The sequence below is a fragment of the Marinicella gelatinilytica genome (assembly GCF_026410405.1).
Lineage (GTDB): Bacteria > Pseudomonadota > Gammaproteobacteria > Xanthomonadales > Marinicellaceae > Marinicella > Marinicella gelatinilytica.
Map to the genome: position 1 here is coordinate 12,774 of NZ_JAPMLN010000005.1, position 24,468 is coordinate 37,241.

Sequence of the window (24,468 nt, forward strand, 5' to 3'; positions counted from 1 at the left end):
AGGCGCTATTTTAACAGGAACAAGAGACTACGGTATCTGTGTCTCAATTTAATTTATGGCTAAAGCAAAGAAAAGCAGTAACACCATTATTGTCAACAAAAAAGCCTCTCACGAATTTCACTTTATTGAGGAATTTGAGGCCGGAATAGAATTACAGGGCTGGGAAGTCAAAGCCCTGCGTGCCGGCAAAGTCAACTTAGCTGAAAGCTATGTGTACATTAAACAAGGCGAGGTTTTTCTAACAAACTGCCACATCACACCGCTATCAACAGCCTCCACACATATTGAACCGGACAGTAACCGACTCAAAAAGTTACTGTTACATAAAAATGAAATTGATCATTTGATTGGTGCTGTGGAACGCAAAGGTTTAACCTTAGTGGCCAGAAGCCTCTATTGGAAAAAAGGTAAAGTGAAATTAAAACTCATACTGGCACAAGGGAAAAAGTTACATGACAAACGTGCCGCCAGCAAAGAAAAAGATTGGAACCGCCAAAAACAACGCATCTTAAAAGAAGGGCGGTATTAAACCGCCCCGTTTAAGTCACATTGACTATCTCATTCACTGCCAGCAGTTAAGCGGCGTTTTTTGGCCTAAATTATTGTAATTTATGGTCGGACATTCGGTATCCTGCGCCTGGCCACCAATTGCAGTGGCTGTTAAAGTCCATCCTCCGGAAAAATCAGCACTAACCTGATAATTTTCCCAACTGAGAAAATCATTTGATAAGCCCAATTTAGTCGCACCAGCACCGGTTAAACCATCAGGGTAACTGTTGGTATTAGCGTAATGTTTTTCGAACATACCGGCAATTTCCAGCAAGCGATTCTGTGCTTCCGTTCGCTTACTTTCGATCACATATTGACGATAGTTTGGAATGGCATAAGCCGCCAACATCGCCACAATGGCAATGACCACCAATAATTCAATTAAAGTAAAACCTATGGTAACTTTTCTCATAATTACTCCGGTAGTTTTTCTTCAGCAATAAATAAGACATTCAATTTATTTTTAGAGCTTAACGAGTCTATTTGTTCAATTTCAAAATAGTATTTCTTATTTTTAAATAAAGATCTCAAAGTCAGTGGCTTAATTTCAGAGTCACTGTATTGGGTATGCGTTTTATTAACTTTGTATTTATACACTGTATTTTCAAAAGTGACTGTTCCATCTGAAATGTTTATATCTTGAAGTTCAGCGTACTTAATCTCAGACACAAACTCAGCCATACTCATATTTGAACAAAGCATAAAAAATATAACAGTTAAAAATTTCATCATCATTTTAATCATTTCATCCTCACTTATTCAGTTAACAAATTTGTCCAGTTTCGGCGACGCCAGGTATAACTTTGAATAGTCACAATTTCAGTACCTTCTGCTCCCTCAATAATAATTTTCTGTAACCCAGGCATTTCAAGTATGGGTGGTTTACCGATAATTAAGTCATTCATAAAAATACTGTCGTCACCGCCTAAGTATGTACCTAAAGGATTATTAAAAACTCGACCAATTTCAGGAATACCGCCGGTATAAGGATTAAGCGCATTTAACCAACTACGACCACCGGCCTGACAGGGATCAATACCCGCGGTAACGGTGGTTGCCGCTAACAATACTTTATTACCTAAAAGAGTCATGGGGTTTGCGAGCCGTTCACCTTCATCAGGTAATTTTACTTTCCAGCCATAATCCGTCGTTAAATCAACCGTGTTCGCCGTTAAATCTCTTGCTACTGGACCATCAGGCATTAAAGTTTGGTCTATAAATTCACTGTCATCAATTTTCATATCTGTACGTGATGAGCCCAAACCGTCAATAACACCCACTAAATACTGATCATCCGGTAAGTTAATGGAGCGATCGGGTACTTCAATATATTTACCGGTACCAAACATGACCATCACATCAATTGCATCTGTCTGGTATGCGTTGGGTATTTTCACCACTCGGGGTTGTATGGTAATGGGTTGCTCCATAATATTATCAGCTTCAACAACCCGTGTAATATTCGAAGACCAGTCTGAATAATTATCACTGCTGAAATCAAAACGCCATAAATTACCATATAAATCCCCGGCATAAGCATAATCTGCACCAACATCAACACCTCGCTCTGTCGTGCTTCCGGTAATGAATGAAAATTCAGAATCCACGGCAATGGCAGGTGATAAACCATTTGGGGTATCTTCCGTACCCACGCCTGTATCCAATTTAGCCAATAACTGACCATCACTCATGCGAACCACAAATAAAACAGCATGTCCTGTTGCTGACACATGGTTATCGTTAGGGTCTGACAAATCTTCAGTATAAGTCTGGGTGTTATTATAACCATTGGGTATCAAGGCCACCCAATCTCCGGTACTTCCGATTCGTACAATCGTGGCATGCCCATATGAATAACCTAAATCAGGATCATCTTCATCGGTAAATTCCCACAATACCTCTGGAGCTGATGAAGGTGCGTTTGTCACATCAAGCGCAAAATAAGCTTGACCTCCGTACCGCATACTACCGACTAACGTGGTCCGCCATTTTGTATTAAAATAGGCATCCGCCACAACCGGTGTGTTATCAACATAAGACCAATGTTTAAATTGTGGATCCGCTAAACGATGAATGTTGTCAAAAGCTTTACTGGGAATATACCCCCAATATTCCTCTGTCGTAGTTGGGTCTTCGGCATCAAAGGCATGCAACATACCGCTGTTAGAGCCCACATACATGACATTGTGACGATTCAATTGGTCTTCTTGATAGTGCAAATAACCTTCATCGTTAGCAAATGCGGATGCTTCGGGTGTTCCTGCTGGCCACATATTGTCATCGTATAACCCGCTGGGGCCGGTCACAACAGATGGACTACCATGAATAACATCCGCTAAAACACTACTGCGATTACGTAACACACCACCGTTAGAAATTTCTTTATCTTGGTTACCTGTAACATATTCAATAATATCGTTGACGCTGACACCGGTGCGATTTATAAGATCAGTTGCATTGGTCTGAAGTTGAGACTTCAAACCGGCATTCAATGATGTGTTAAAAGGTACGGTTCCAGTATTCTTATCATAGGTAAAAATATTCCGGGTTAATTGCTTAGACACATGCTCTCCAGTCGCTGAACATAAGCCACCGGTCAGTATACAAGCCGCATCCCACAGAGGATCACTAAAAGTACCATCTGGGTTAACTTGTCGAGCTAAAATATTTCCAGCCCAAATCGATGAATCAAATCGTGGACTAAAAGCCAGTGTGTCGTTGGTAATAACGCCGGATGAAACAGTCGAGGTGCTCCCACGCGATAAGCGCTCCAAAATATCATTAACCACATCATTTAGAGCGGTGATCAATTCTTCTGGATCATTCGCACTAAAAAAATCACCACGACTATTAATAGAGGAATGCCATACATCTTCAATTTTATTAGAACTCCATGAGCAGTCACCAGTGCGTAAGGCACGGTAAACCGCTTCTTTAGGGTCTGATAAGGAATTAGTAACGCATGCTGCACCACCGGCCATTTGTGCCAAGACCTTTGGAGTTTCAAGTCCCATACCAACATTATAAGTCACCAAATGTTGCCAGTAAGCCGGGTTGTTTTTAGGGTTCCAGACAAATGCCGGCACATCCCATTCATCTCCACCATTGGGTACCGTAATATTTGTACCACTGGCATCTGTAAAGCTTTTTTTGTAGCGTTTGACATTATTATCAAGATCGGGAACCAAATCAGTGGCCCAGTAATGAAAAGCTACATCTGCTAAGTTATTACTGTCCCCATTGTAAGGATAAATGGTTTGTTCATTGGCACCATCATAGTTTCCATACTTAGATTCACTGTCACCCGGTAGAGACGATGCGGTACCTGAGTTGTCGTTAAAAAATTCTGCAGGATTAGATACTCCTCCATTCCACTCACCGTCTGAAATGGCAATGTGGAAGTTTTGCTGACAAGATAATTCGGTGTTGTAATCATCTGAATCATAACTATCTTCATCTTTAAATAATTCACCGGCACGCCGAAAAGAACTTCTAAGCGGTGTGCCACCACTGGTGGGTGATGAAAAAAGCCAGTCATAAAAATTTTCACGATGGGTATTTTCAAATTTGGTTAAGTTATTTAACGTAGTGTCTTCATGTAAATTCTGCCAATCAATTTTAAAACTTGGGCCAAATCCTGCAAACGCCCGACTTATGGAGGCTCTGGCTAATTTCATTCGAGTATTATAATAAGAATACCAATTGGCGAAATTATTTAGATCATCAACAGCAGTTAATTGAACTTCCTCATAGGTACCATCTGTCTTGAGCTTTAAATAGAAAGCACGAGTTTCTCTACCATCATTGGATGCAGCATCCATTTCTCCGGCCCAACTTGCGCCAAAAGTACCATTTGAGTTATACGTTAATTGACTATATGGAGTGTAATTATTGGTTAAATTTTTAACGGCACCCGTGCCATAAGTTCCATAATCAGAATACCCATTGGTTGGAGCCGCCGTGTAATCGATATTGGGCATTTGACTCCCATCAGCCTTAATCGGTGGTGAATAAGTTATATTCGGATTGTAATATAAACGATTGAAATTAGGATCGGCGTGTTGATTCCAATCACTGCGGTTAGCTACATAGAGATAGCCCCATGCCATACTGCCTGAATCATCTAAGGTTACAGCAATAGCGGGGGGAACTGTTTGATTAAGAAACAGCGGATCATGTGATAGTTGTAATAATGCTGATTTAGCCGGTGTGATGCCGGCACCCATTGACACCATAAAAACTGTAAAAATTGCGAATGATTTTAGTTTATTCATTATAACCTCTCAAAATTAGTTCGACGATGAACTGCTGACCACCACGGTATACATGGATTGTGTTAGCGCAATACTGTTGCCATCCCCACTGGGACCTTTTCCGGTAATTAAAAATGCTTTTTGAACATTACCATCACCACTTGCTGCACCAAATTCTTGAGAATCCATGGTTTGTGCGCCTGCCCCAACAATTTCTTCCACAATGAACTGAGGACGTCTTTCTAAAGCACCATTAAAAGACGCATTGGTAAAGTCATGGAGGTGATCCGTTCCGGCACTGCTTGTCCAGTTCCTCTTTTTAAACGCTTCAACTGTGGTGTTTAAGCCTTGGGTTGGATCGGAATCAAGGGTATCTAAATAGGAATAAATTCCGTAAAACATGCCTCCTGGGGTGCCTTTAATGTTGACACCATTAGTTTGTTGAACCAGATTAAAAATAAATTCTTCCCCCGCTCTCACCGCAGAATTGGCTCCAGCATAAGCCAACGAACGGTTGTGTAATCCCGCAGCCATTTTTTCCTGCAGCATAGTACCTTTCATACTGGCATAACCCATTAATGTAATAATTAACAGTAAAATTAAACCAACGACTAAGGCCGCACCTTGTTGTTTATTTTTGGATGTTCTAATCATAATGTATAACTCCGAATAGGAATGATGGCGGTAAATTCACGGCGATACATGCGATCTCTGGATAAGCCTGAAGGCAATGTGCTTGCAGGTGTTTGTCTTGCATCGGAATCCGGGGAATAAATGTAAGTTTCATCTTGTTTCATGCTGCTGTCATTCACTGTATTGAGCAACATGTGAACTTCCATAGCGTAAATTGAACGCCATAAACAGCCCTGACCATTTGCTAACCTAACGCCACCGGGTAAAGCCTCAGAATTGGGAGGAATAATGCAACCATCGATAGTGGCATTACCACCATCTTGAATGGCCTGGACCTGATCTGCAGTTAAGCGTGCCACATGCCCGGTTTGTAATTGTGCCAGATAAAACACATTAAAGCGCTCAACACCCTGCACCAATTGTTGGACATTGCCATTTTCAGAACGATATAACGAGCTAATCATACGACCGGATCGGTTTGGATCACTGTCAATGCCCACAAAATAACTGACTGTATGAAAATCATTTGTTAAATCAAAAGCACGGGTGTCTGTTTTTAAATTAAAATTAGGCACATTGGTACCATTCATTGTTAATGAATTTCCAGCCCAGTTACCATTAGAAACATAAGCTGTGTTGCAGTCTGAAACCAAAGTAGGGTTAGTCCCAGCTGATATAACCATATTGTCTAAAGTAAAGCTATTGGCTGTAGGATCATTAATAATTCGATTACCACCATCCAAATAACGCACTGTTAAAATATCCGTATTAGCAGCTCGATCACCATCACCGGTTCCAATGTTTCTAAAATTAGTGGCTTGATCAGAACCTACAGTGGTTAACCCCGGCTGACAAGTGCTCGCTCCACACGTGTGCCCTTGAATAAAATAGCGAGGATCCAGCGGATATGCAGGCTGACCAGCTACGCTGGCAGTCGCATTGGGTAATTGATTAGGATCACTTTGGTAATTAAGTTCTATCTGATTTACAAGTGGCAAACCATTGGTGGATGAATGATTAGAAAAATCAACATTCTCGTCAACCATCCAGGATCTCATTACATAGCCCTGGTTCCAATTGGTGATTAAATCAGACGGCATCGCAACGGTGGCGCAGTGTTTACGACCTGCTTGCTCGATATCATCTTTGACTCGGGTGATGGCATAGCGGCCATTTTCTTGTAAGACAGCCAGACCAGTTTGAGCACGGTTTAGAATGCTGGAGTTGGTGAATAATGACACAAGCCCCAGAAGCACGATAATGCCAATGACCATGGCGACCATTAACTCAATCAATGAAAATCCGTAACTGTATTTTCGCATATTATTTGGTTTATTTATTTTATTCATGGTTGAGCCACCAGTTGCATAGTTTGAGATTCAACATCTGAGTTACGATTAGATTCATCCCAAGTCACAATAATGGTACACACACCCCGATAAGGTGGTGATGCGGTCCAGATAGCTGGTGGTGTCGGTACTCCGACAGTCGCGGGAATAGAATTATTATTTACACAACTAATGGTACCTACACCGTTTGGTAGCGCTAATTCAATTGAGCGTGCCCATTGTTCCATATCATATTGCGCTAAATCACTAAATACACACGGGGAATTCAAATCACAACTTTGTGTGCCAGTGGCGGCGGTGCCGTTATAATCACCATCCCACAAGGCCGCCGGATTAGCGCGCATTCGATCCAGCATATTTTCGGCTAAAAAGTTAGCTTGTGACCGCAGATAGCCATTATGGTTATTACGTACTGAAATGGTCATCATGCCGGCGATTCCCAATAGCCCGAAGGAGAACACAACAATGGCAATGAGCACTTCTAACAAGGTAAAACCCTCTTCACTGTGCCGTCTAATCATGGCTGCTCCACCCTCACAGAACCGGACATTCCGATGCGAACATTACGTGATGCGGTGGCATTAGCGTGTGTTAAGCTAAAAACGGCTTCTGAAGAACCACTTAGTCCACCTATGCGTGTGAACGAAAGACTTCCACCCGGGTTGGTGGTAAAGGTCACGACAATGTTATTGACCGGGTCATGCTCTTCAATTTTAAAGTCCGGATTTCCATCCAAACCGGTGGCCATTGTGATCCAACCCTCACTCCAATCATTGTTAACAGGCGCCACTGTCACTGTGGTTCCATATCGAACGGCTTCGGCTCTGGCAAGGTTCATGCTATAAACAAATTCATTGGTGTTATCAACCACTTCACGACGTATTTTAAAATCCCGGTAATTGGGCACGCCCCAAGCCAGTAATAAGGAACCGATTAGCAAGGTGATAATCAATTCAATTAAGGTAAACCCTCTTACTTTCATTGTGTTTGCTCGCTGTTTTGACTTAAGTACAGGGTAATCATGTCTAAAGTTTTGTCAAAACGCAAGAAATTGAAGTCGGCTTCCGACCAGTGGAAGAAAAGTAGCGATAAACGGTTTGCGGTTAAGTGGTTTGCACTAATCTCAGTTCTTTGGGTAGCGCAAACACCATGTTCTCAGGTTCACCATCCAGCGACTCAACCTCAAGTTCTCTGTCATGGTTTTTGAGCCAGGCGATGACATCTTTAACCAACTTTTCAGGGGCTGAAGCGCCGGCGGTGAGACCGATGGTTTCAACGCCATTTAACCACTCAGGATTTATGTGGCTGGCGTCATCAATTAAATAGGATTGAACGCCTTTTCGTTCAGCCAATTCTTTAAGGCGATTGGAATTGGAGCTGTTAATACTGCCGACGACCAGGACAAGATCACAGAATTCGGTGAGTTCTTTCACTGCGTTCTGGCGGTTTTGGGTGGCGTAGCAAATATCATCATGCTTTGGGCCTTCGATGGCCGGAAATTTGTTTTGCAGGGCTTCGATAATATCCTTGGTGTCATCTACAGATAAGGTGGTTTGAGTGACAAAGGCGACTTTATCGGGATTATCAATTTCAAGATCTTTGACCTCATCCACTGAATCCACCAGATAAACCGTGCCTTTGCCTTTATGCTTATCCCATTGGCCCAAAGTGCCTTCAACTTCCGGATGGCCGTGATGGCCAATCAGCACCAGGTCATAACCTTGTTTACAATATCGAAACACTTCAATGTGAACTTTGGTGACCAATGGACAGGTGGCATCGAAAACTTTCAATTGTCTACGATTGGCTTCTTCACGCACCGCTTTGGAAACACCGTGTGCGGAAAAAATCACAATTTGATTGGCCGGGATTTCATCTAACTCATCCACAAAAATGGCGCCGCGGTCGCGCAGCTTTTCCACCACATATTGGTTATGCACCACTTCGTGACGCACGTAGATGGGAGCACCAAACGAGTCCAGAGCACGGTTAACAATATCAATAGCCCGGTCTACACCGGCACAGAATCCGCGCGGATTAGCCAGAAGTACTTTCATTTTGTTGTTTATCCTGCTTACTAAAGAGCGTATCAATAATGAGTAACACTGCACCCACGGAAATGGCGGAATCGGCGATATTAAAAGCCGGCCAATAATAGTCGTTATAATGCAGCTGAATAAAATCCACCACATAGCCTAACACAGCCCGATCATAAATATTACCCAAAGCACCACCAATCACTAAAGCCAGTGAAATATTGTGTAATTTTAATTTACGAGGACTGTTAAATAACCAAACCAGCAACCAAACCACAATCACTGAAGCCATAATCAAAATAAACCAACGCTGCCAACCGGGCTGATCGGCCAGCAGACTAAAAGCGATGCCTTTGTTATGAAGCAAGGTTAAATTAAAAAAACCAGTGACTTTTTCAGGCACATACAAGGTCAGTGTTTGCGAGGCCCAAAATTTTGTTATCTGGTCAGCAATTAAAACCACCACAGATAACCACAACCAAACCAACCCGCGCTCACGTAATTGCATTATGCCACCCGCCTCTTCTCGCCGCTGCCTTCGATATTGATAACACAACGATGACACAGGCTTGGGTGATTATTGTCTTGTCCCACGCTGTCCTGAATATGCCAGCACCGTGCACATTTATCGCCCTGTGCCTGGACGGCTCTGATCAATAAACGATGACCATCCAGTTCAACAGCCGCTTCGGTGGTTTTGTCCATGGGCGAAAATTGGGCCTGAGAAGTAATTAACACAAAACGCAACTCATCGGCAAAGGGTGCCAATTGTTGTTGTAATTCTTCATCCAGATAAATGGTGACATCGGCATCCAAAGAGCCGCCAATGTCTCCTGCAACCCGCAGTTGTTCTAATTCTTTGGATACCAACTTACGGACTTCGCTCATAAGCTGCCATTGTTCAGCACTGATTGGGCTGTGGGTGGTTGATTTCGGAAAATCATACCACTGCTCAAATAAAATATGACGTTCATGCCCCATGGCTTGCCAAATCTCATTGGCCGTAAAGGTCACAATCGGCGCCAATAATCGCACCAATGAATGCAATATATGGTGCATAACCGTTTGTGCAGATCGTCGGGCGTGACCGTCCGTTTGTGCGGTGTAGAGGCGATCTTTAATGACATCCAAATAAAACGCACCCATGTCTTGTGAGCAAAAATGATGTATTTTTTGAAAAACATGGTGTAACTGATAGTCGTTATAATGTGCCAGGACCTGGGCTTGTAAATCCTGCATCCGTTGTAAAGCCCATAAATCAATGGCCAGACAATCACTTAAATCCAAGGCATCATCGCTGCTAAAATCATTGAGGTTACCCAACATAAAACGCGCGGTGTTACGAATACGGCGATAGCCATCAGCAGCCCGGTCTAAAATCTCATCGGAAATGGTCATCTCGCCGCGATAATCCGCCGATGACACCCACAAACGCAGAATGTCAGCGCCATATTTGTTCATGACATCCACCGGCGACACCACATTGCCCAGTGATTTCGACATTTTCTTACCGTTTTTATCAACCACAAAGCCGTGTGTTAACACCTCTTTATAAGGCGCACGGTCATTAATGGCGACACCGGTTAATAAAGACGAATGAAACCAACCACGGTGCTGATCGGAGCCTTCTAAATAGAGATCAGCCGGCTCACGCAGGTTATCGCGGGCCTTTAACACACAATAATGGGTCACGCCGGAATCAAACCAAACATCTAAGACATCAGTGACTTTTTCATAGTCATTGACCGCATCACCCAATAATTGGGCATCATCTAAATCAAACCAGACATCCATACCTTTTTGTTCAAACAGATCGGCCACTTGTGCCATGATTGTTTGTGTCTCAGGATGCAACCGGCCGGTTTGCTTGTGCACATAAAAAGGAATCGGCACGCCCCAGGTACGTTGCCTTGAAATACACCATTCCGGACGATTTTCAATCATGCCGTAAATCCGTTCTTTACCCCAATCAGGAATCCATTTTACTTGTTCAATTTCACTCAGAGCCCGCTTGCGCAGCTGCTGTTTATCCATGCTGATAAACCACTGCGGTGTGGTGCGAAATGCCGTGGGGCTCTTATGGCGCCAGCAATGCGGGTAACTGTGTTGAATGGTTTCATGGTGTAATAAGTGACCGTTATCAGACAATGCCGTAACAATGGTTTTATTGGCTTCCCAAACATGTTGACCGTCGAACATCGGCGTATCGTCTAGATAGTAACCTTGGGCATCCACCGGATTGTAAATTTCCAGACCATATTGCTGACCAATCAAAAAGTCATCAGCACCATGTCCCGGCGCGGTATGCACGGCACCGGTACCGGCATCGGTGGTGACATGCTCACCCAGGGTAACCGGTACCTGAATATCAAATAAAGGATGTTGTAACTGTATATTTTCTAACTCTTTTCCGGATACTGTGGCAGCCACATGGAATTCTTCCACGCCATAGCGAGCCATCACCTCAGACATCATGTCTTCGGCAATTAGCAGAATATAGTCTTTATGTCCGGTGACCACTGCATAGGCTAAATCAGGATGTAACGACACCGCACGGTTGGCCGGAATGGTCCAGGGTGTGGTGGTCCAAATCGGAACCGCCAGCGGCAAATCAGAATCGGGCAAATTAATGACATCATTGATACGTTTATCGATGACCTCAAAAGCCACATCAATGGCCGGTGAAGTCTTATCCTGGTATTCGATTTCCGCTTCCGCTAAAGCAGAACCGCAATCAAAGCACCAATTAACTGGTTTCACGCCCTTTTCCACATGGCCATGGGCGACGATTTCAGCTAAAGCCCGTACCATATTGGCTTCGTACTTAAATGACTTGGTCATATAGGGATTGTCCCATTCACCCATAACCCCTAATCGTTTAAAATCCTTTTTCTGAATATTAATTTGATTCTCGGCATAATCACGACATTTTTGTCGAAAGGTTTTGGCATCCACTTTTTGGCCGACTTTGCCGACTTTCTTCTCCACTTGAACTTCAATCGGCAAGCCATGACAATCCCAACCGGGCACATACGGCGCTTTGAATCCGGCCATGGTTTTCGATTTCACCACCACATCTTTAAGTACTTTATTAACCGCATGCCCCATATGAATGGCACCATTGGCGTAGGGTGGTCCATCATGCAATACGAACAACGGTCGGTCTTTACAGTGCGCTTGCAAAGCCTCATAAAGGCTTTCTTTATCCCATTGTTTTAGCCATTGCGGTTCTTTTGTGGCTAATGACGCCTTCATTTTAAAATTGGTTTTAGGCAGATTGAGCGTGTTTTTATAATCTTGGCTCACAGATGTCTCCTTTGTGTTCAGCAAAATATTCTTTGGTTTGTTGCACATCATCTTCGATGGCAGCGCGCAAGGCACATAGACTGTCAAATTCTACTTCATTTCGCAACTTTTTATAAAACAAAACTTCAACAGATTGGCCGTAAACTTGTTGATTGAAATCTAAAACATACACTTCTAAACGCTTGGCATTACCACCCACCGTTGGGTTGTAGCCCACCGAGGCCACCCCTTGGAAACTTTGTCCGGCAATATCAATCATCACCACATAAACCCCGTGTAAGGGATTACCACCTTTGTTCAATTCAATATTCAAGGTGGGATAACCCAGACTACGCCCGAGCTTTCGACCATGCGCCACACGGCCAGTAATGGCATAACAACGACCCAGTGCTTGTTGCGCTTGCTGAAAATCACCATTTGCTAATTGTGATCGAATAATGGTGGAGCTGATTCGCCCTACTTTGTTTTTAACAGGTGGCATGACCACCACGTCAACCGCATTGTCTTCTCCCCAAGATGCTAAAAAGTCTGTATGACCGACACGATTGGCGCCAAATCGAAAATCATGACCAACCAGTATATATTGTGCCAATAGCCCTTGCTTTAGAATATCATCACAAAACTTTCGAGCCGATAAAGCGGCCAATCGCTGGTTAAAATTTAATACACACAAAACATCAATACCTAGATGCGCAATCAATTGAGCTTTCTGCTTAAAAGGAGTGATTAAGTCAATCGCAAATCGACCTTTAAAGTATTGTTGGGGCAAAGGCTCCATAATAACAGCCACCGACAACAATGACCGCTGTTGGGCAACCTCAATGGTATTTTTTAATAAGGTCTGATGACCTTTATGAACACCATCAAAATTACCTATGGTAATGGCTGCGGGTTTAGAAAGTGGGTTGTGATGAGGATAACGAACGATTTTCATAACACCCTTTTATGTGCCTTTAACAGCCACAAAACACCGAAATAAACAGTCGCACCAGCCACAATTAACGCCATAAGATAACCCAGTCGCTGATACCAAACCCATTGCATCCAATCATTAATATACATTTTTAACACAAACAAAGTCAGCGCCATCATTAAAACACTTAATATGAGTTTTAAAAATAAATCACGCGGTAACAGCGAGCCGGTGATGATACCATCTTGCTTTAGCCGTTGGTAGAGCCAGTAACCTTGTAACCAAGCAGAACCAACACCCGCCATGGCCAAGCCCATATGCAAGGAAACCACACCCATCAGAAACAACAACCACACAAACAACAGATTCAAAATCACATTAACAACCATGGCTTTAATGGCAATTCTAACCGGTGTTTTGGGATCTTTGCGGGCATAGAAAGCCGGTAATAAAATTTTATTGGCGATAAATGCCGGCAAACCAACCATATAGGCCATCAGGCTGTATGAGGTATATGTTGCATCTTGTATAGTAAACTCATGATATGCAAACAAAGACAATATCACCGGTTGCGCCAAAATAAATAAACCCACAGCCGAAGGAATCGCCACTAACATGGCCACCGACATTGCCCATTGCATGGTTTTTTGATAATCATCATTATCATGAGCAGCAAACGCACGTGACAATTTGGGCAAAATCACCGTTGAAATGGCTATGCCAAATAAGCCCAAAGGAAACTCTAGCAATCGATCGGAAAAATATAAAAATGTAACACTACCCACCAGCGGCAATAAAGTCGCAATCAAAGTGTCAATTAATAAATTAATTTGCGCCACAGATGAAGCAAATAAAGTCGGTAACATCAACCTCATCACTTTCTTGACTTCCGGGTCATGTATTTTCAAGACCGGAATGGGCACAATGCCAAGCCGAATGAGGGCCGGTATTTGCACCAATAACTGCAAAAATCCCGCAGCCAAAACTCCCCAAGCCAGCACCATAACTTCAACTTCAAAATAACCACGGAAGAAAATAGCGGCAACAATAAGTGAGGCGTTCAATAAAATCGGTGTCGCAGCCGGCAAAGCAAAACGATTGAAGCTATTTAAAATACCCGCTGAAAAAGCCACCAGAGAAATTAACAACAAATAAGGCAAGGTAATGCGCAACATGGTAACAGTGTTATCAAACACGGCATCTGGCTCATCTAAAAACCCGGGAGCAAAAACAATAAGAACACCAGGCGCCAGCAGCTCCATCAAAGCCAACACCACCAGTAAGGCCGCCAGCAAAGCGCCCAAAACATGGTTAACATAAGCTTTTAAATATGCCTCGCTTTGCTGTTCTTTTATTTCATTCAGAACCGGGATAAATGCCAGTGAAAACGAACCTTCAGCGAACAATCGCCGCATAAAGTTAGGGATTCTAAACGCCACGATAAAGGCATCTGTCCAGATATTGGCACCAAAGAAGCGAGCAACTAAGACATCACGAAAAAAACCGGAAAACCGTGATAATAGCGTAAAAAAGCTGACAACAGCCGTTGATTTTGCTAAATTCATCCAATTAACCTCAGCAGGCGTTGACTATTCATGGAATAAATGGGAAAATGCGCCGTTTTTTAATATTCTTATTAATAAGGAGACCCGTTTTGGCCAATTCAGCATCTGCAAGAAAACGCATCCGTCAAGCTACAAAAAGCCGACAGCATAACATGAGCCTGCGTTCCAAAGCACGCACCAAAATTAAAAATGTGGTGTCTGCCATTGAAGCCGGTGACAAAGAAAAAGCGCAAAATTTATTTAATGAAATGGTACCTGTGGTTGACAGTGTCGCTCGCAAAGGCCTATTTCACAAAAACAAAATTGCACGTCACAAAAGTCGCTTGAACGCAAAAATTAAAGCCATGGCTTAATGGCTTAAAAATAGCACACCATAAACCCGACGCACATCTCGTGCGGCGGGTTTTTTTTGATTTAAATTCAGCGAACCGAGAATCATATTCTCAACTCATATTTTTTAAAAAAAACACACACTCAGGCAACTGGATAATTAACAGTTTTTTTCAGTGGCTGACAATTTTTGTCACTTTTTAATGTTTTTTGTGAATTACGTCACTATGTTGGCTTTTTTTTATGCTAAAATCGTCTTAGGTATAACCTTTAAAAGGTAGCATTATGGGCATAGAAAAAGAAAAAATATCAGTTAAATATCTTAAAATTGGCATGTACGTCTGTAAATTAGACCGATCATGGTTAGATACACCTTTTCCGTTTCAAGGTTTCTACATCCGCAGCAATAGCGAAATTAATGACCTGAAGGCTTTTTGCGAACACGTTTACATTGACGTCGTTAAAGGTAAATCTTTGGTGGCGGAAACCGCCATATCCAAACCATCACCATTGTTACGCAAACAAGAAAAAAGCCATAAATATAAAACACGAACGCAACCACTGATTATTAAACATGATTATTATTCAACGCAGCTAAAGCCCATTAAGCGTGAATTTAGTCGGGCTCATTCCTTGATGATTGACTTAAACAGTGCAGTTGAGGAAACCAGTTTTAATTTACGGGTCGGCAAACGTTTAGATATTAAAAAAACCAAACAGATTGCCTCACAAGTTGTGAATTCCGTTATCCGTAACCCAAACACTTTGGTGTGGTTAACGCAATTGAAAGAAAAAGGACAATATGTTTATGGTCACTCTTTAAGATCAGCCATATTGTCAGCCGTGTTTGGTCGTCATTTAGGTATTGCTGAAGAAAAACTTGAAATCTTAGTCACCGGCGTCTTACTGGCCGATATCGGCAAAACTAAAATCAGCCGTAAATTACTCAACAAAAAAGACAGTTACACAGAGAATGAGCGTAAGATTTTTGAATCTCATGTTGAACTTGGCGTTGAAATATTAGCCAAAGACAGCAGCCTGCCACATGAAATCTTAACCATCGCCGAAACCCATCATGAACGATTTGATGGCAGTGGGTATCCGTACGGTTTGGTCGGTGATGAGATTCCGGCAATGGGTCAGATTGCAGGCATTGTTGATACCTTTGATGCCATGACCAGTAAGAAACCCTATGGAAAAGTTTACTCATCATCCCAAGCCATGGAATGGCTGTTTAAACAAAAGAATAAATTATTTAGCGCACAATTGGTGGATGAATTTATTCAGGCCATCGGCTTATATCCTGCCGGTTCTCCTGTGCAATTATCAGATGGTTCAATCGGCCTGGTATTATCACACAATAAGCAGAAACGATTAAAGCCTGAAATTCTTTTGATTCGTAACGCTCAAAATAAAGTACTTGAAAAGCCACGATTTATTGATTTATCCAAAAAACCACCCTTTTCAAACAAAGAACGTCCCTGTATAACAGGCGCTTTAAGCATGACTGACTTAGGTATTGATTTAGATCATGTTTTAGATAATTTCAATGCGCCCAATGTGGTACAACGGATGTTTGCATAAGGTTTATATTTCACGCCTTTAGACCGCAACTTAATTTAAAACCTTGCTATAATTGTTAATTTTTACAGCAAGGTTTTTTTATGCGCGCTTATTTGGATTTTGCCCGCCACATTCTCAACAATGGTCACCTCAAAGATGATCGCACCGGTACCGGTACATTAAGCGTTTTCGGTTACCAAATGCGGTTTAACTTAGCCGAAGGTTTCCCGTTAATCACCACCAAAAAATTACACATTAAGTCCATCATTTATGAACTATTGTGGTTTTTAAAAGGTGACACTAACATCCAATTTCTAAATGACAATGGCGTCAAAATCTGGAATGAATGGGCAGATGATGATGGTAACTTAGGGCCGGTATATGGCCATCAGTGGCGATCATGGCCGAATGGAAGCGGTGGACATATTGATCAGATTAGTCAACTTATTGAGCAAATAAAATCTAACCCGGGATCCCGCAGACATATTGTCAGCGCATGGAATGTCGCTGATGTTAATGACATGGCCCTACCACCATGCCATTGTTTATTTCAATTTTATGTCAATGAAGGCAAGCTATCCTGCCAATTATACCAGCGCAGTGCCGATGTGTTTCTGGGGGTCCCCTTTAACATTGCTTCCTATGCTTTATTGACACACATGGTGGCACAAGTATGTAATTTAGAAGTGGGTGAGTTTATTCATACATTTGGTGATGCCCACATCTACCTGAATCACAGGAATCAGATTCAAGAACAATTAAACCGTACACCCTATCCATTACCACAGTTAAACATAAATCCGGAAGTTAAGGATATTTTTTCATTCCAATTTGATGATTTTAGCATCAATAACTATCAGGCTCACCCTCACATTAAAGGTCAGGTGGCGGTATGAGTTTTACTTTAGTTGCCGCCATTGATAAAAACCAATTAATTGGTGCCAATAATGATTTGCCGTGGTACCTACCTGCAGACTTAAAAATATTTAAAAAAAATACGTTAAACAAACCCATCTTAATGGGCCGCAAAACTTGCGAATCACTGAAGAATCCACTGCCAAAACGGGCAAACTGGGTGATGACGCGTCAACAAAACTATCAGCGACCAGGTTTTAACATGATCACTGATTGGCAACAACTTGAAAGTAACCAAGAAGTCATGGTAATTGGGGGTGCCAAAATTTTTAAATTGTTATTGCCTGAAGCCGATAAAATGATTATTACCCACATAGACGCCAGCTTTACTGGAGACACATATTTTCCTGAGGTCAATTGGTCCAATTGGCGTGTCATAAAAAAAGAGCATCACCCCATCAGTGATGAAAATCCACATTTTGCCTTTTCAGTGGTAACCTACAGCCGGGTGTAATTAATCCTGTTGATCCAACTCTCGGTGCAGCAGCATATTGTTGATATTATTTTTAGCTAAATAAGAGTGAAGGGCTTCCGACAGGTACACTGAACGATGACGACCACCGGTACAGCCTATGGCCACTGTGATATAGCTGCGATCATTGACTTCAAATTTATCAATCCATTTATGGCTAAAGCTACATAAATCTTTTAAATACTCATCAACCAAAGGCTGTTTACTAAAGAACTCTACAATGGCTTTATCTTGCCCCGTAAAAGGTCTTAAGTCCTTCTCCCAATATGGGTTCGGCAAACATCTGGCATCAAACACAAAATCCGCATCAAAAGGCACGCCACGCTTAAAGGCAAAAGATTTAATAATCACCGTAACCCGCTGATTCGACTGATTCATAATCTGCCAAATCTGTTGTTTTAATTGCTGCACTTTTAATTGACTGGTGTCAATAATCAAATCTGCAGCTTGTTTTACCGGCTCCATGAGCCGCGCTTCTAAACGAATGGCTTCAGTTAAAGAATGTTTTTGTTGTGCGGTTGATAACGGATGACGTCTTCGGGTTTCGCTATAACGGCTTAATAAAGTTTTTTCAGTGGCTGATAAGAACACCACCCGAATATGCAATTGCTTTCTGAGTGCTTTAACAGTATCCGGAAAGTTCACCAGTTCCTGATGCTGACTGCGTATATCAATACCAACGCCAACCTTAGGGTAAAATGCCACATCTTCATTGATGTGATCTGCAAAATCGGACAACATATTAACCGGTAAATTATCAACACAATAATATTCCATGTCTTCCAATGATCGCAAAACAATGGTTTTACCGGAACCGGATAAACCGGTAATAATGACTAACTGTTGCATTGTTCAAAAGCCTCTAAAATTGTGTCTATCATGGTGTGTTTGTCATCGATATGAATGAGTTTCTCATACAACACATGTTGTCTGAATAATTGTGCGGTCTCTTTAAGAAACCGCCGGTGTTCTGGTTTCACTTTTAAAGGAAACACCAAACCAACGACAATTTGCACCATTTGGTTATCAACCGATTCGTAATCTGCAGGATGCGATAATTTTATTAAACAAGCACGAATTTCATCCGTCTCTAAGCAACGCCCATGTGGTAAAGCCACGCCTGTACCTAAAGATGTATTGCCCAGCTTCTCGCGATCCAATAAACTGTGATAGATGTATAAACCCTGTGACCGCGAATGACCTAACATTTGTCCCACCTGTTCAAACAGTCTTTTTTTGCTGATAAAGTGGTAATTCAGCAAAATGTTTTCTTCTTCCAGTAAATCTATAAATTTCATACGGTCAATAAAAAATGGTCCAACGGAATGTTAGACCATTTTCTCATATATTGCGACCTATGCATAAATCTTATAGCATATTAAAATGCTTTAGAATGCGTTATTTGACGTTACTCAGCTTATCAATAGCACCACCACTTATTCTCTTTATATTCACAGTCTTCTTGTCTCAGGAAAACCGCCTGCGAAACAAACCGGGTTGATTAACTACGTTTACTGCGTTGATTGGCACATTTTAATTTAAAAGATTCACACAAAAGTCTCTTTGTAAACAATGCCTTAATACTGTGTTCGATTAATGGCCAGGGCCTCTTTGTTGTTGTGATTCTTCAATTTGCTTTTATGGCGCCTGATTTGCTTATCCAGCTTGTCGATCATGGCATCAATGGATTTATAAAGATGGTCTTCAGTCGATTCAGCAAAAAAGTCTTTGCCGCCAATGTGCATGGTGGCTTCCGATTTATGTCTGATTTTTTCGACACTTAAAATAACATGAACGCTCAATACCTGGTCGAAATGTCTTTTAATGCGTTCAAACTTAGTGTCAATGTAGTCTTTGATGGGCTCGGTCACTTCGAGTTGGTGACCCGTTATGTCTAATTGCATATCTTATACCTCATTATGTTTTGGGTTTTGATAGAACACGACTAACCATGATAAATACGCGCCAAAATACGGCATATCTATACAAAAAGGAAAATTTTTAAAAGGAAAATCGTGAAATGCGGGAGGTTTTTTTACACAGGCAAAAACAATCTGTGACTGTGTTAGTTGTTGAATTATCAACGCAAAATTGGTTTTAATTATCGTAACCTCCTGAATGTAGCATTAAAAACTACACTGCTTTCAATATACCTAAAATACGGCAGAATTTCAATCGTATTCACGGCTTTTAGAAAGTAGAGGTTAATGTCTCAACATCACATTGAAAAGTCCTGACCCAAATAAACTTTCCGAACATCTTGGTTTGAAATAATTTGTTCGGGCTTACCCTCCGTCAGCATACGACCGGCATTTAAAATATAAGCACGGTCACAGATACCCAATGTTTCACGGACATTATGGTCAGTGATTAACACCCCAATTCCTTTGCTTTTCAGGTGATAAACAATCTTTTGAATATCTATCACTGACACCGGATCAACACCGGCAAAAGGCTCATCCAAAAGAATGTACTTCGGCTCCATCGCCAAAGAACGTGCAATTTCTACACGACGTCGCTCACCACCGGATAAACTAATACCCAGTTGGTTTTTGACATGCTCAACATTAAGTTCTTCAAGTAATTCAATACAACGGTTTTCACGTTGGTCACGGTTTAAATCTTTACGCAGTTGTAACACCGCCATGATATTATCTTCGACCGATAATTTGCGAAATATAGACGCCTCTTGGGGTAAATAACCAACCCCTAATCGTGCTCTTTGATGCATACCATAATGGGTGGCGTCTACCCCATCAATAGAAATGGTACCACTATCGGCATTGACTAGACCCACCACCATATAAAAACAAGTGGTTTTACCGGCGCCATTAGGCCCTAATAGACCCACCACTTCACCTTCATTTAAAGTCAATGAAACTGAATCGATTATGCGTCGTTTATGATAACTTTTAACAATATTGTCGGCTTTAATCATTATTAGGATCGATTTCTAAATGGAATCGTTGACTTTGATCACCAATGGCTTTGATTTCTTGGGTTTCAAGGTTAAACTCCATGGCATCACCGGTACTGATACCGATGTTATTTTCTATTCTAACATCACCATTCAGAAAAGCTTTTTGTGCCTGATAATCAAAATCAATTTTTTTTGCTTGCACATACATCTGACTACCGTCATCCATTTGTTGCTCCATACGAACCGGCGAGCCGGTCATTAATACCGTAGCAATTTGATTGTCTTTATGGGTGATTAAGCCGTAATCTGATGAAATCATCAAGCTACCCTGCTTTATAACCATGCCTTTTGGGCACTCCGTTTGTCCAATGTTGAGTTTACTGATACAACCATCTCCTTCTAAGGTGATTTTTTGCTGACGATCGCTTTCTAATGAAAGCACCGAAAAACTTAAAAACAGCAATCCCAAAATGACTATTTTACGATGACTAGTAAGGTTCAAATTCCGCATACACATTATTTAATATCTCTATTTGTTTTGTCGTAAATAAAATCAGCGCACCAACACCCCGCAATGAACCGCCCGGCTGTTGCATGGCTATCATGGCCGGTGTGGAGCCTTTCTTGCTGGTTAAATCAACCGTCAATTGCGATGACTCAATGGTCACTTTAGGCGCTTGCTCAGAGCTTACTTTAACCTGGTCAGGAAAAAACAAATTTTGTTTATTTCTCTGATAAATGGCCTTGGGTGAATTTAACAACCAGGTATTCTCATCAGTAAACAAACGAACAACAGGCTGTTCAATAATGGTTTGTTCATTATCTAAATAATGGACCATGCTCGGTGCTTGCATGCTGGTAACAATTTGACCATTGTCATCAGTGGACTGCATCACCACATCTGTCAACGCATAACCTTTGGTGAAAGGTTCATATTCTGAGTCGGAGCTATCGGCATAAAAGCCTTGATATACAGCCACAGAAGACAATGCAAACAACAGCAATAAAATCAGTTGTTTGCTCTTGAACGACATTATTGTTGGCCACTGAATTCATAGCCATTAACTTTAATATCATGACTACACAACAGAACGTCGCAAACCTGACGGGCTGCGCCTTCCCCTCCTTTTTTACTCGTCACCCAACAGGCCTTATCAAGCACTGAGTCATGGGCATCTGCCACCGCCACCGGCAAACCACAACGATCCATAATGGGAATATCGATAACGTCATCACCCACAAAAGCCACATGTTGATCTTCGATGCGCAAGGCTGCTTTAAGGTTTTCATAGGTTTCCAGTTTGTTTAATCGGCCTTGGTAAACGTGGTTAACACCCAATGAGCGCATACGGTCGGCCACAATCACAGAATTACGTCCGGTAATCACCGCCACTTCTATATTGTGTTTAATCAATAAAGAAATACCCAGTCCGTCTTTAACATTAAATTTTTTCATTTCACGGCCGTCATCAGTAAAATATAAACCACCATCTGTTAAAACACCATCAACATCAAAAATAACCAACTGGATATTCTTGGCCTTTGCAATTATCTCATCTGTCAGCTGACTGGTCATTAAATCACCCCGGCTCTTAATAAATTGTGAATGTTTAAAGCGCCGGTTAACCGGCCATCGACATCTACCACTAAAAGTGAATGTATCTTGTGTTTTTCCATAATTTGAGCCGCCTCAACAGCCATTTTATCGGCTTTAATGGTGATGGGGTTGTGCGTCATAAATTCACCAATTTCATGGTCTTTGAAATGTTCTATGGTTGGTAAAGAGCGACGTAAGTCACCATCGGTAAAGACCCCGCACACCCTATCATCATCATCCACCACCGCCACCATACCCAGAGCCTTTTCGGTCATGACCAACAGGGCTTCGCTGAACTTAGTATCGGTATTCACTTTCGGAACATCATCACCACTGTTCATGACATCACTAATGCCCAGTAATAATCGTTTTCCTAAGGATCCGGCCGGATGAGAACGGGCAAAATCTTCTTTAGTAAATCCGCGTGATTCTAGCAGCGTAATGGCCAATGCATCACCCATCACTAAAGTGGCGGTGGTGCTGGCAGTGGGTGCTAAGCCCAATGGACAGGCTTCCGCGTTAACGGAAACATCTATATGAATATCAGAGTTTTTAGCCAATCGCGAACCAGGTTTACCGGTCATGGAAATCAATGGCACACCCATTCGTTTCAGAACCGGCAAGATCGCCAATACTTCTTCTGTCTCACCTGAATTAGACATGGCAAGAACAATATCGTTGGCAGTTATCATACCCAAATCACCATGGCTGGCTTCACCGGGATGAACAAAAAAAGCCGGAGTACCTGTGGACGCTAAAGTGGCGGACACTTTATCAGCAATATGTCCGGATTTCCCCATACCAATCACCACAACATGACCTTTACCATTAAGTATCATCTCCACAGCAGCTACAAAATCTGCGCCAATACGTTGTTGTAAGTCGTAGATTGCCTGATGCTCAATGGCAAACACTTTCTGCGCTTGTTTAATGGCGGCATTGGCATTAACTGTTTTATTCATGAGGCTTTACTGACAAATAACCAAATCATATAGGACACATATAATAACACCAAAATCACCCCAATAAGACGTGAAACAAACCGGTCTTTAAGCACGAAATAAATGGACACAATAAACAAAAATACCGTCAAAATCACCATATACAGGTAATCAAACATCAAAAACCGACGGGAAAATTCATAATCGTTAATAACACCTGAAATGCCTATGACGCCAAGTAAATTAAAAATATTTGAACCAACAATATTACCAATGGCTAAATCATGCTCTTTTTTAGCGGCACTGGCAATAATGGCCGCCAGTTCCGGCAAAGATGTGCCCAAGGCCACCACAGTTAAACCAATAACTAAATCAGAAACCCCAAAATATTGTGCAATATCGGTGGCACCAACTACCATCAACTGTGATGCCAGCGGTAAAACAATGATGCCAAAAAGCAGAAAAAGTACCGCATGTGACATTTTAATACTGAGGTCATATTCGCTTTCAACCTCATCACTGTAACTGTCCTTACTTTCCGTCACCCCTAAAAAACCCAACAGCAAAGTCACTGCCAACATCGATATCAACAGAATAACACCATCGACAAAAGTTAATGACAAGTCCAACAGTAAGAATAAAGCCAGTAAACACACCATCAATAAAATCGGCATCTCGCGCTTTATGATTTTAGATTTAACCTGCATTGGTGTAATCAATAACCCCACGCCTAACACCAAAGCAATATTGGTGATATTGGAACCAACTGCATTTCCCATGGCTAATCCGGAATTACCTTTAAATGATGCAATGGCTGACACCACCATTTCCGGTGCTGAGGTACCAAAACCCACGACAATTAAGCCCACCAGCATGGTAGACACACCCAGGTGTTTAGCCAATGCAGCGGCGCCAATAATAAATTTATCGGCTGCAAAAATAAGCAGTATCAGTCCAATAACCAGATATCCTGAAGGTATTAACATAAATTAAACGTCTCGATAGGCACATTAATCTGAATCAGATTGAATTAATCACAAGTCAGGTCTGAAGCGACACAAAATTTCAGTAATCCATGAAATATTCGTGTTAAATGCGCATGATGTCTTTATAAACCCGTCATTAT

26 protein-coding genes are annotated in these 24,468 nt (G+C 41.8%); 5 read left to right on the forward strand and 21 right to left on the reverse strand.

The features are described from left to right. Nucleotides 1-55 precede the first annotated feature (55 nt). Nucleotides 56-529, forward strand: coding sequence for an SsrA-binding protein SmpB (gene smpB, locus OS173_RS04305; protein ID WP_267183048.1), 474 nt, complete (start codon nt 56-58; stop codon nt 527-529). A 33-nt stretch (nt 530-562) separates the two neighbouring features. On the opposite strand, the gene OS173_RS04310 is transcribed toward smpB, so the two are convergent. The 12 genes from OS173_RS04310 to murJ form a co-directional block, all read right to left on the reverse strand. Continuing rightward, a complete protein-coding gene (locus OS173_RS04310) occupies nt 563-961 on the reverse strand; it encodes a type IV pilin protein (RefSeq protein WP_323373167.1) in 399 nt (132 codons plus the stop codon). 2 nt (nt 962-963) lie between these two features. Then, nucleotides 964-1,293 carry a hypothetical protein gene (locus OS173_RS04320; RefSeq protein WP_267183049.1) on the reverse strand — a complete coding sequence of 110 codons (330 nt, stop codon included), beginning with the start codon at nt 1,291-1,293 and terminating at the stop codon, nt 964-966. Between the two features lie 11 nt (nt 1,294-1,304). Next, entirely contained in the window at nt 1,305-4,823 is a 3,519-nt protein-coding gene (locus tag OS173_RS04325) for a pilus assembly protein (protein ID WP_267183050.1), read from the reverse strand. 15 nt (nt 4,824-4,838) lie between these two features. Further along, on the reverse strand, nt 4,839-5,456 hold the full coding sequence (locus OS173_RS04330; RefSeq protein WP_267183051.1) for a pilus assembly PilX family protein: 618 nt from the start codon (nt 5,454-5,456) through the stop codon (nt 4,839-4,841). Beyond that, nucleotides 5,453-6,784, reverse strand: a complete 1,332-nt coding sequence (locus OS173_RS04335) for a PilW family protein (RefSeq protein ID WP_267183052.1) — start codon at nt 6,782-6,784, stop codon at nt 5,453-5,455. Before OS173_RS04335 ends, OS173_RS04330 begins: the two co-directional genes overlap by 4 nt. Next, the gene (gene pilV, locus OS173_RS04340; RefSeq protein WP_267183053.1) at nt 6,781-7,305 is read right to left on the reverse strand and encodes a type IV pilus modification protein PilV; all 525 of its coding nucleotides are present in this window, start codon (nt 7,303-7,305) and stop codon (nt 6,781-6,783) included. Before pilV ends, OS173_RS04335 begins: the two co-directional genes overlap by 4 nt. Then, the gene (locus OS173_RS04345) at nt 7,302-7,766 is read right to left on the reverse strand and encodes a GspH/FimT family pseudopilin (protein WP_267183054.1); all 465 of its coding nucleotides are present in this window, start codon (nt 7,764-7,766) and stop codon (nt 7,302-7,304) included. The genes pilV and OS173_RS04345 overlap by 4 nt, the downstream gene beginning before the upstream one ends. A gap of 121 nt (nt 7,767-7,887) precedes the next feature. After that, nucleotides 7,888-8,841 carry a 4-hydroxy-3-methylbut-2-enyl diphosphate reductase gene (ispH, locus tag OS173_RS04350; RefSeq protein ID WP_267183055.1) on the reverse strand — a complete coding sequence of 318 codons (954 nt, stop codon included), beginning with the start codon at nt 8,839-8,841 and terminating at the stop codon, nt 7,888-7,890. Further along, nucleotides 8,822-9,328, reverse strand: a complete 507-nt coding sequence (gene lspA / locus OS173_RS04355) for a signal peptidase II (RefSeq protein WP_267183056.1) — start codon at nt 9,326-9,328, stop codon at nt 8,822-8,824. Before lspA ends, ispH begins: the two co-directional genes overlap by 20 nt. Next, a complete protein-coding gene (gene ileS, locus OS173_RS04360) occupies nt 9,328-12,126 on the reverse strand; it encodes an isoleucine--tRNA ligase (RefSeq protein WP_323373168.1) in 2,799 nt (932 codons plus the stop codon). The genes lspA and ileS overlap by 1 nt, the downstream gene beginning before the upstream one ends. After that, complete coding sequence (locus OS173_RS04365) at nt 12,110-13,060, reverse strand: bifunctional riboflavin kinase/FAD synthetase (RefSeq protein WP_267183057.1); 951 nt, start codon at nt 13,058-13,060, stop codon at nt 12,110-12,112. Before OS173_RS04365 ends, ileS begins: the two co-directional genes overlap by 17 nt. Beyond that, nucleotides 13,057-14,604 (reverse strand): murein biosynthesis integral membrane protein MurJ, encoded by a 1,548-nt coding sequence (gene murJ / locus OS173_RS04370; RefSeq protein WP_267183058.1) that lies wholly within the window; start codon nt 14,602-14,604, stop codon nt 13,057-13,059. Before murJ ends, OS173_RS04365 begins: the two co-directional genes overlap by 4 nt. An 89-nt stretch (nt 14,605-14,693) precedes the next feature. On the opposite strand from murJ, the gene rpsT reads away from it, so the two are divergent. The 4 genes from rpsT to OS173_RS04390 all read left to right on the forward strand — a co-directional run bounded on the left by rpsT (nt 14,694) and on the right by OS173_RS04390 (nt 17,866). Next, nucleotides 14,694-14,957, forward strand: a complete 264-nt coding sequence (gene rpsT, locus OS173_RS04375) for a 30S ribosomal protein S20 (RefSeq protein WP_267183059.1) — start codon at nt 14,694-14,696, stop codon at nt 14,955-14,957. A gap of 262 nt (nt 14,958-15,219) precedes the next feature. Then, a complete protein-coding gene (locus tag OS173_RS04380) occupies nt 15,220-16,518 on the forward strand; it encodes an HD-GYP domain-containing protein (RefSeq protein WP_267183060.1) in 1,299 nt (432 codons plus the stop codon). An 80-nt stretch (nt 16,519-16,598) separates the two neighbouring features. Further along, complete coding sequence (locus OS173_RS04385; protein WP_267183061.1) at nt 16,599-17,393, forward strand: thymidylate synthase; 795 nt, start codon at nt 16,599-16,601, stop codon at nt 17,391-17,393. Next, complete coding sequence (locus OS173_RS04390; RefSeq protein ID WP_267183062.1) at nt 17,390-17,866, forward strand: dihydrofolate reductase; 477 nt, start codon at nt 17,390-17,392, stop codon at nt 17,864-17,866. Before OS173_RS04385 ends, OS173_RS04390 begins: the two co-directional genes overlap by 4 nt. On the opposite strand, the gene rapZ is transcribed toward OS173_RS04390, so the two are convergent. The 9 genes from rapZ to OS173_RS04435 form a co-directional block, all read right to left on the reverse strand. Then, a complete protein-coding gene (gene rapZ / locus OS173_RS04395) occupies nt 17,867-18,733 on the reverse strand; it encodes an RNase adapter RapZ (protein WP_267183063.1) in 867 nt (288 codons plus the stop codon). Then, on the reverse strand, nt 18,721-19,182 hold the full coding sequence (locus OS173_RS04400; RefSeq protein ID WP_267183064.1) for a PTS sugar transporter subunit IIA: 462 nt from the start codon (nt 19,180-19,182) through the stop codon (nt 18,721-18,723). Before OS173_RS04400 ends, rapZ begins: the two co-directional genes overlap by 13 nt. Before the next feature lie 279 nt (nt 19,183-19,461). Next, a complete protein-coding gene (hpf, locus tag OS173_RS04405; protein WP_267183065.1) occupies nt 19,462-19,788 on the reverse strand; it encodes a ribosome hibernation-promoting factor, HPF/YfiA family in 327 nt (108 codons plus the stop codon). A 314-nt stretch (nt 19,789-20,102) separates the two neighbouring features. Beyond that, nucleotides 20,103-20,822 (reverse strand): LPS export ABC transporter ATP-binding protein, encoded by a 720-nt coding sequence (gene lptB, locus OS173_RS04410; RefSeq protein WP_267183066.1) that lies wholly within the window; start codon nt 20,820-20,822, stop codon nt 20,103-20,105. Next, nucleotides 20,815-21,315, reverse strand: coding sequence for a lipopolysaccharide transport periplasmic protein LptA (lptA, locus tag OS173_RS04415; RefSeq protein WP_267183067.1), 501 nt, complete (start codon nt 21,313-21,315; stop codon nt 20,815-20,817). The genes lptB and lptA overlap by 8 nt, the downstream gene beginning before the upstream one ends. Continuing rightward, nucleotides 21,293-21,838 carry an LPS export ABC transporter periplasmic protein LptC gene (lptC, locus tag OS173_RS04420; protein WP_267183068.1) on the reverse strand — a complete coding sequence of 182 codons (546 nt, stop codon included), beginning with the start codon at nt 21,836-21,838 and terminating at the stop codon, nt 21,293-21,295. Before lptC ends, lptA begins: the two co-directional genes overlap by 23 nt. After that, nucleotides 21,838-22,380, reverse strand: a complete 543-nt coding sequence (gene kdsC / locus OS173_RS04425) for a 3-deoxy-manno-octulosonate-8-phosphatase KdsC (protein ID WP_267183069.1) — start codon at nt 22,378-22,380, stop codon at nt 21,838-21,840. The genes lptC and kdsC overlap by 1 nt, the downstream gene beginning before the upstream one ends. After that, on the reverse strand, nt 22,380-23,363 hold the full coding sequence (locus OS173_RS04430; RefSeq protein ID WP_267183070.1) for a KpsF/GutQ family sugar-phosphate isomerase: 984 nt from the start codon (nt 23,361-23,363) through the stop codon (nt 22,380-22,382). Before OS173_RS04430 ends, kdsC begins: the two co-directional genes overlap by 1 nt. Continuing rightward, nucleotides 23,360-24,328, reverse strand: coding sequence for a calcium/sodium antiporter (locus OS173_RS04435; protein WP_267183071.1), 969 nt, complete (start codon nt 24,326-24,328; stop codon nt 23,360-23,362). Before OS173_RS04435 ends, OS173_RS04430 begins: the two co-directional genes overlap by 4 nt. Nucleotides 24,329-24,468 lie beyond the last annotated feature (140 nt).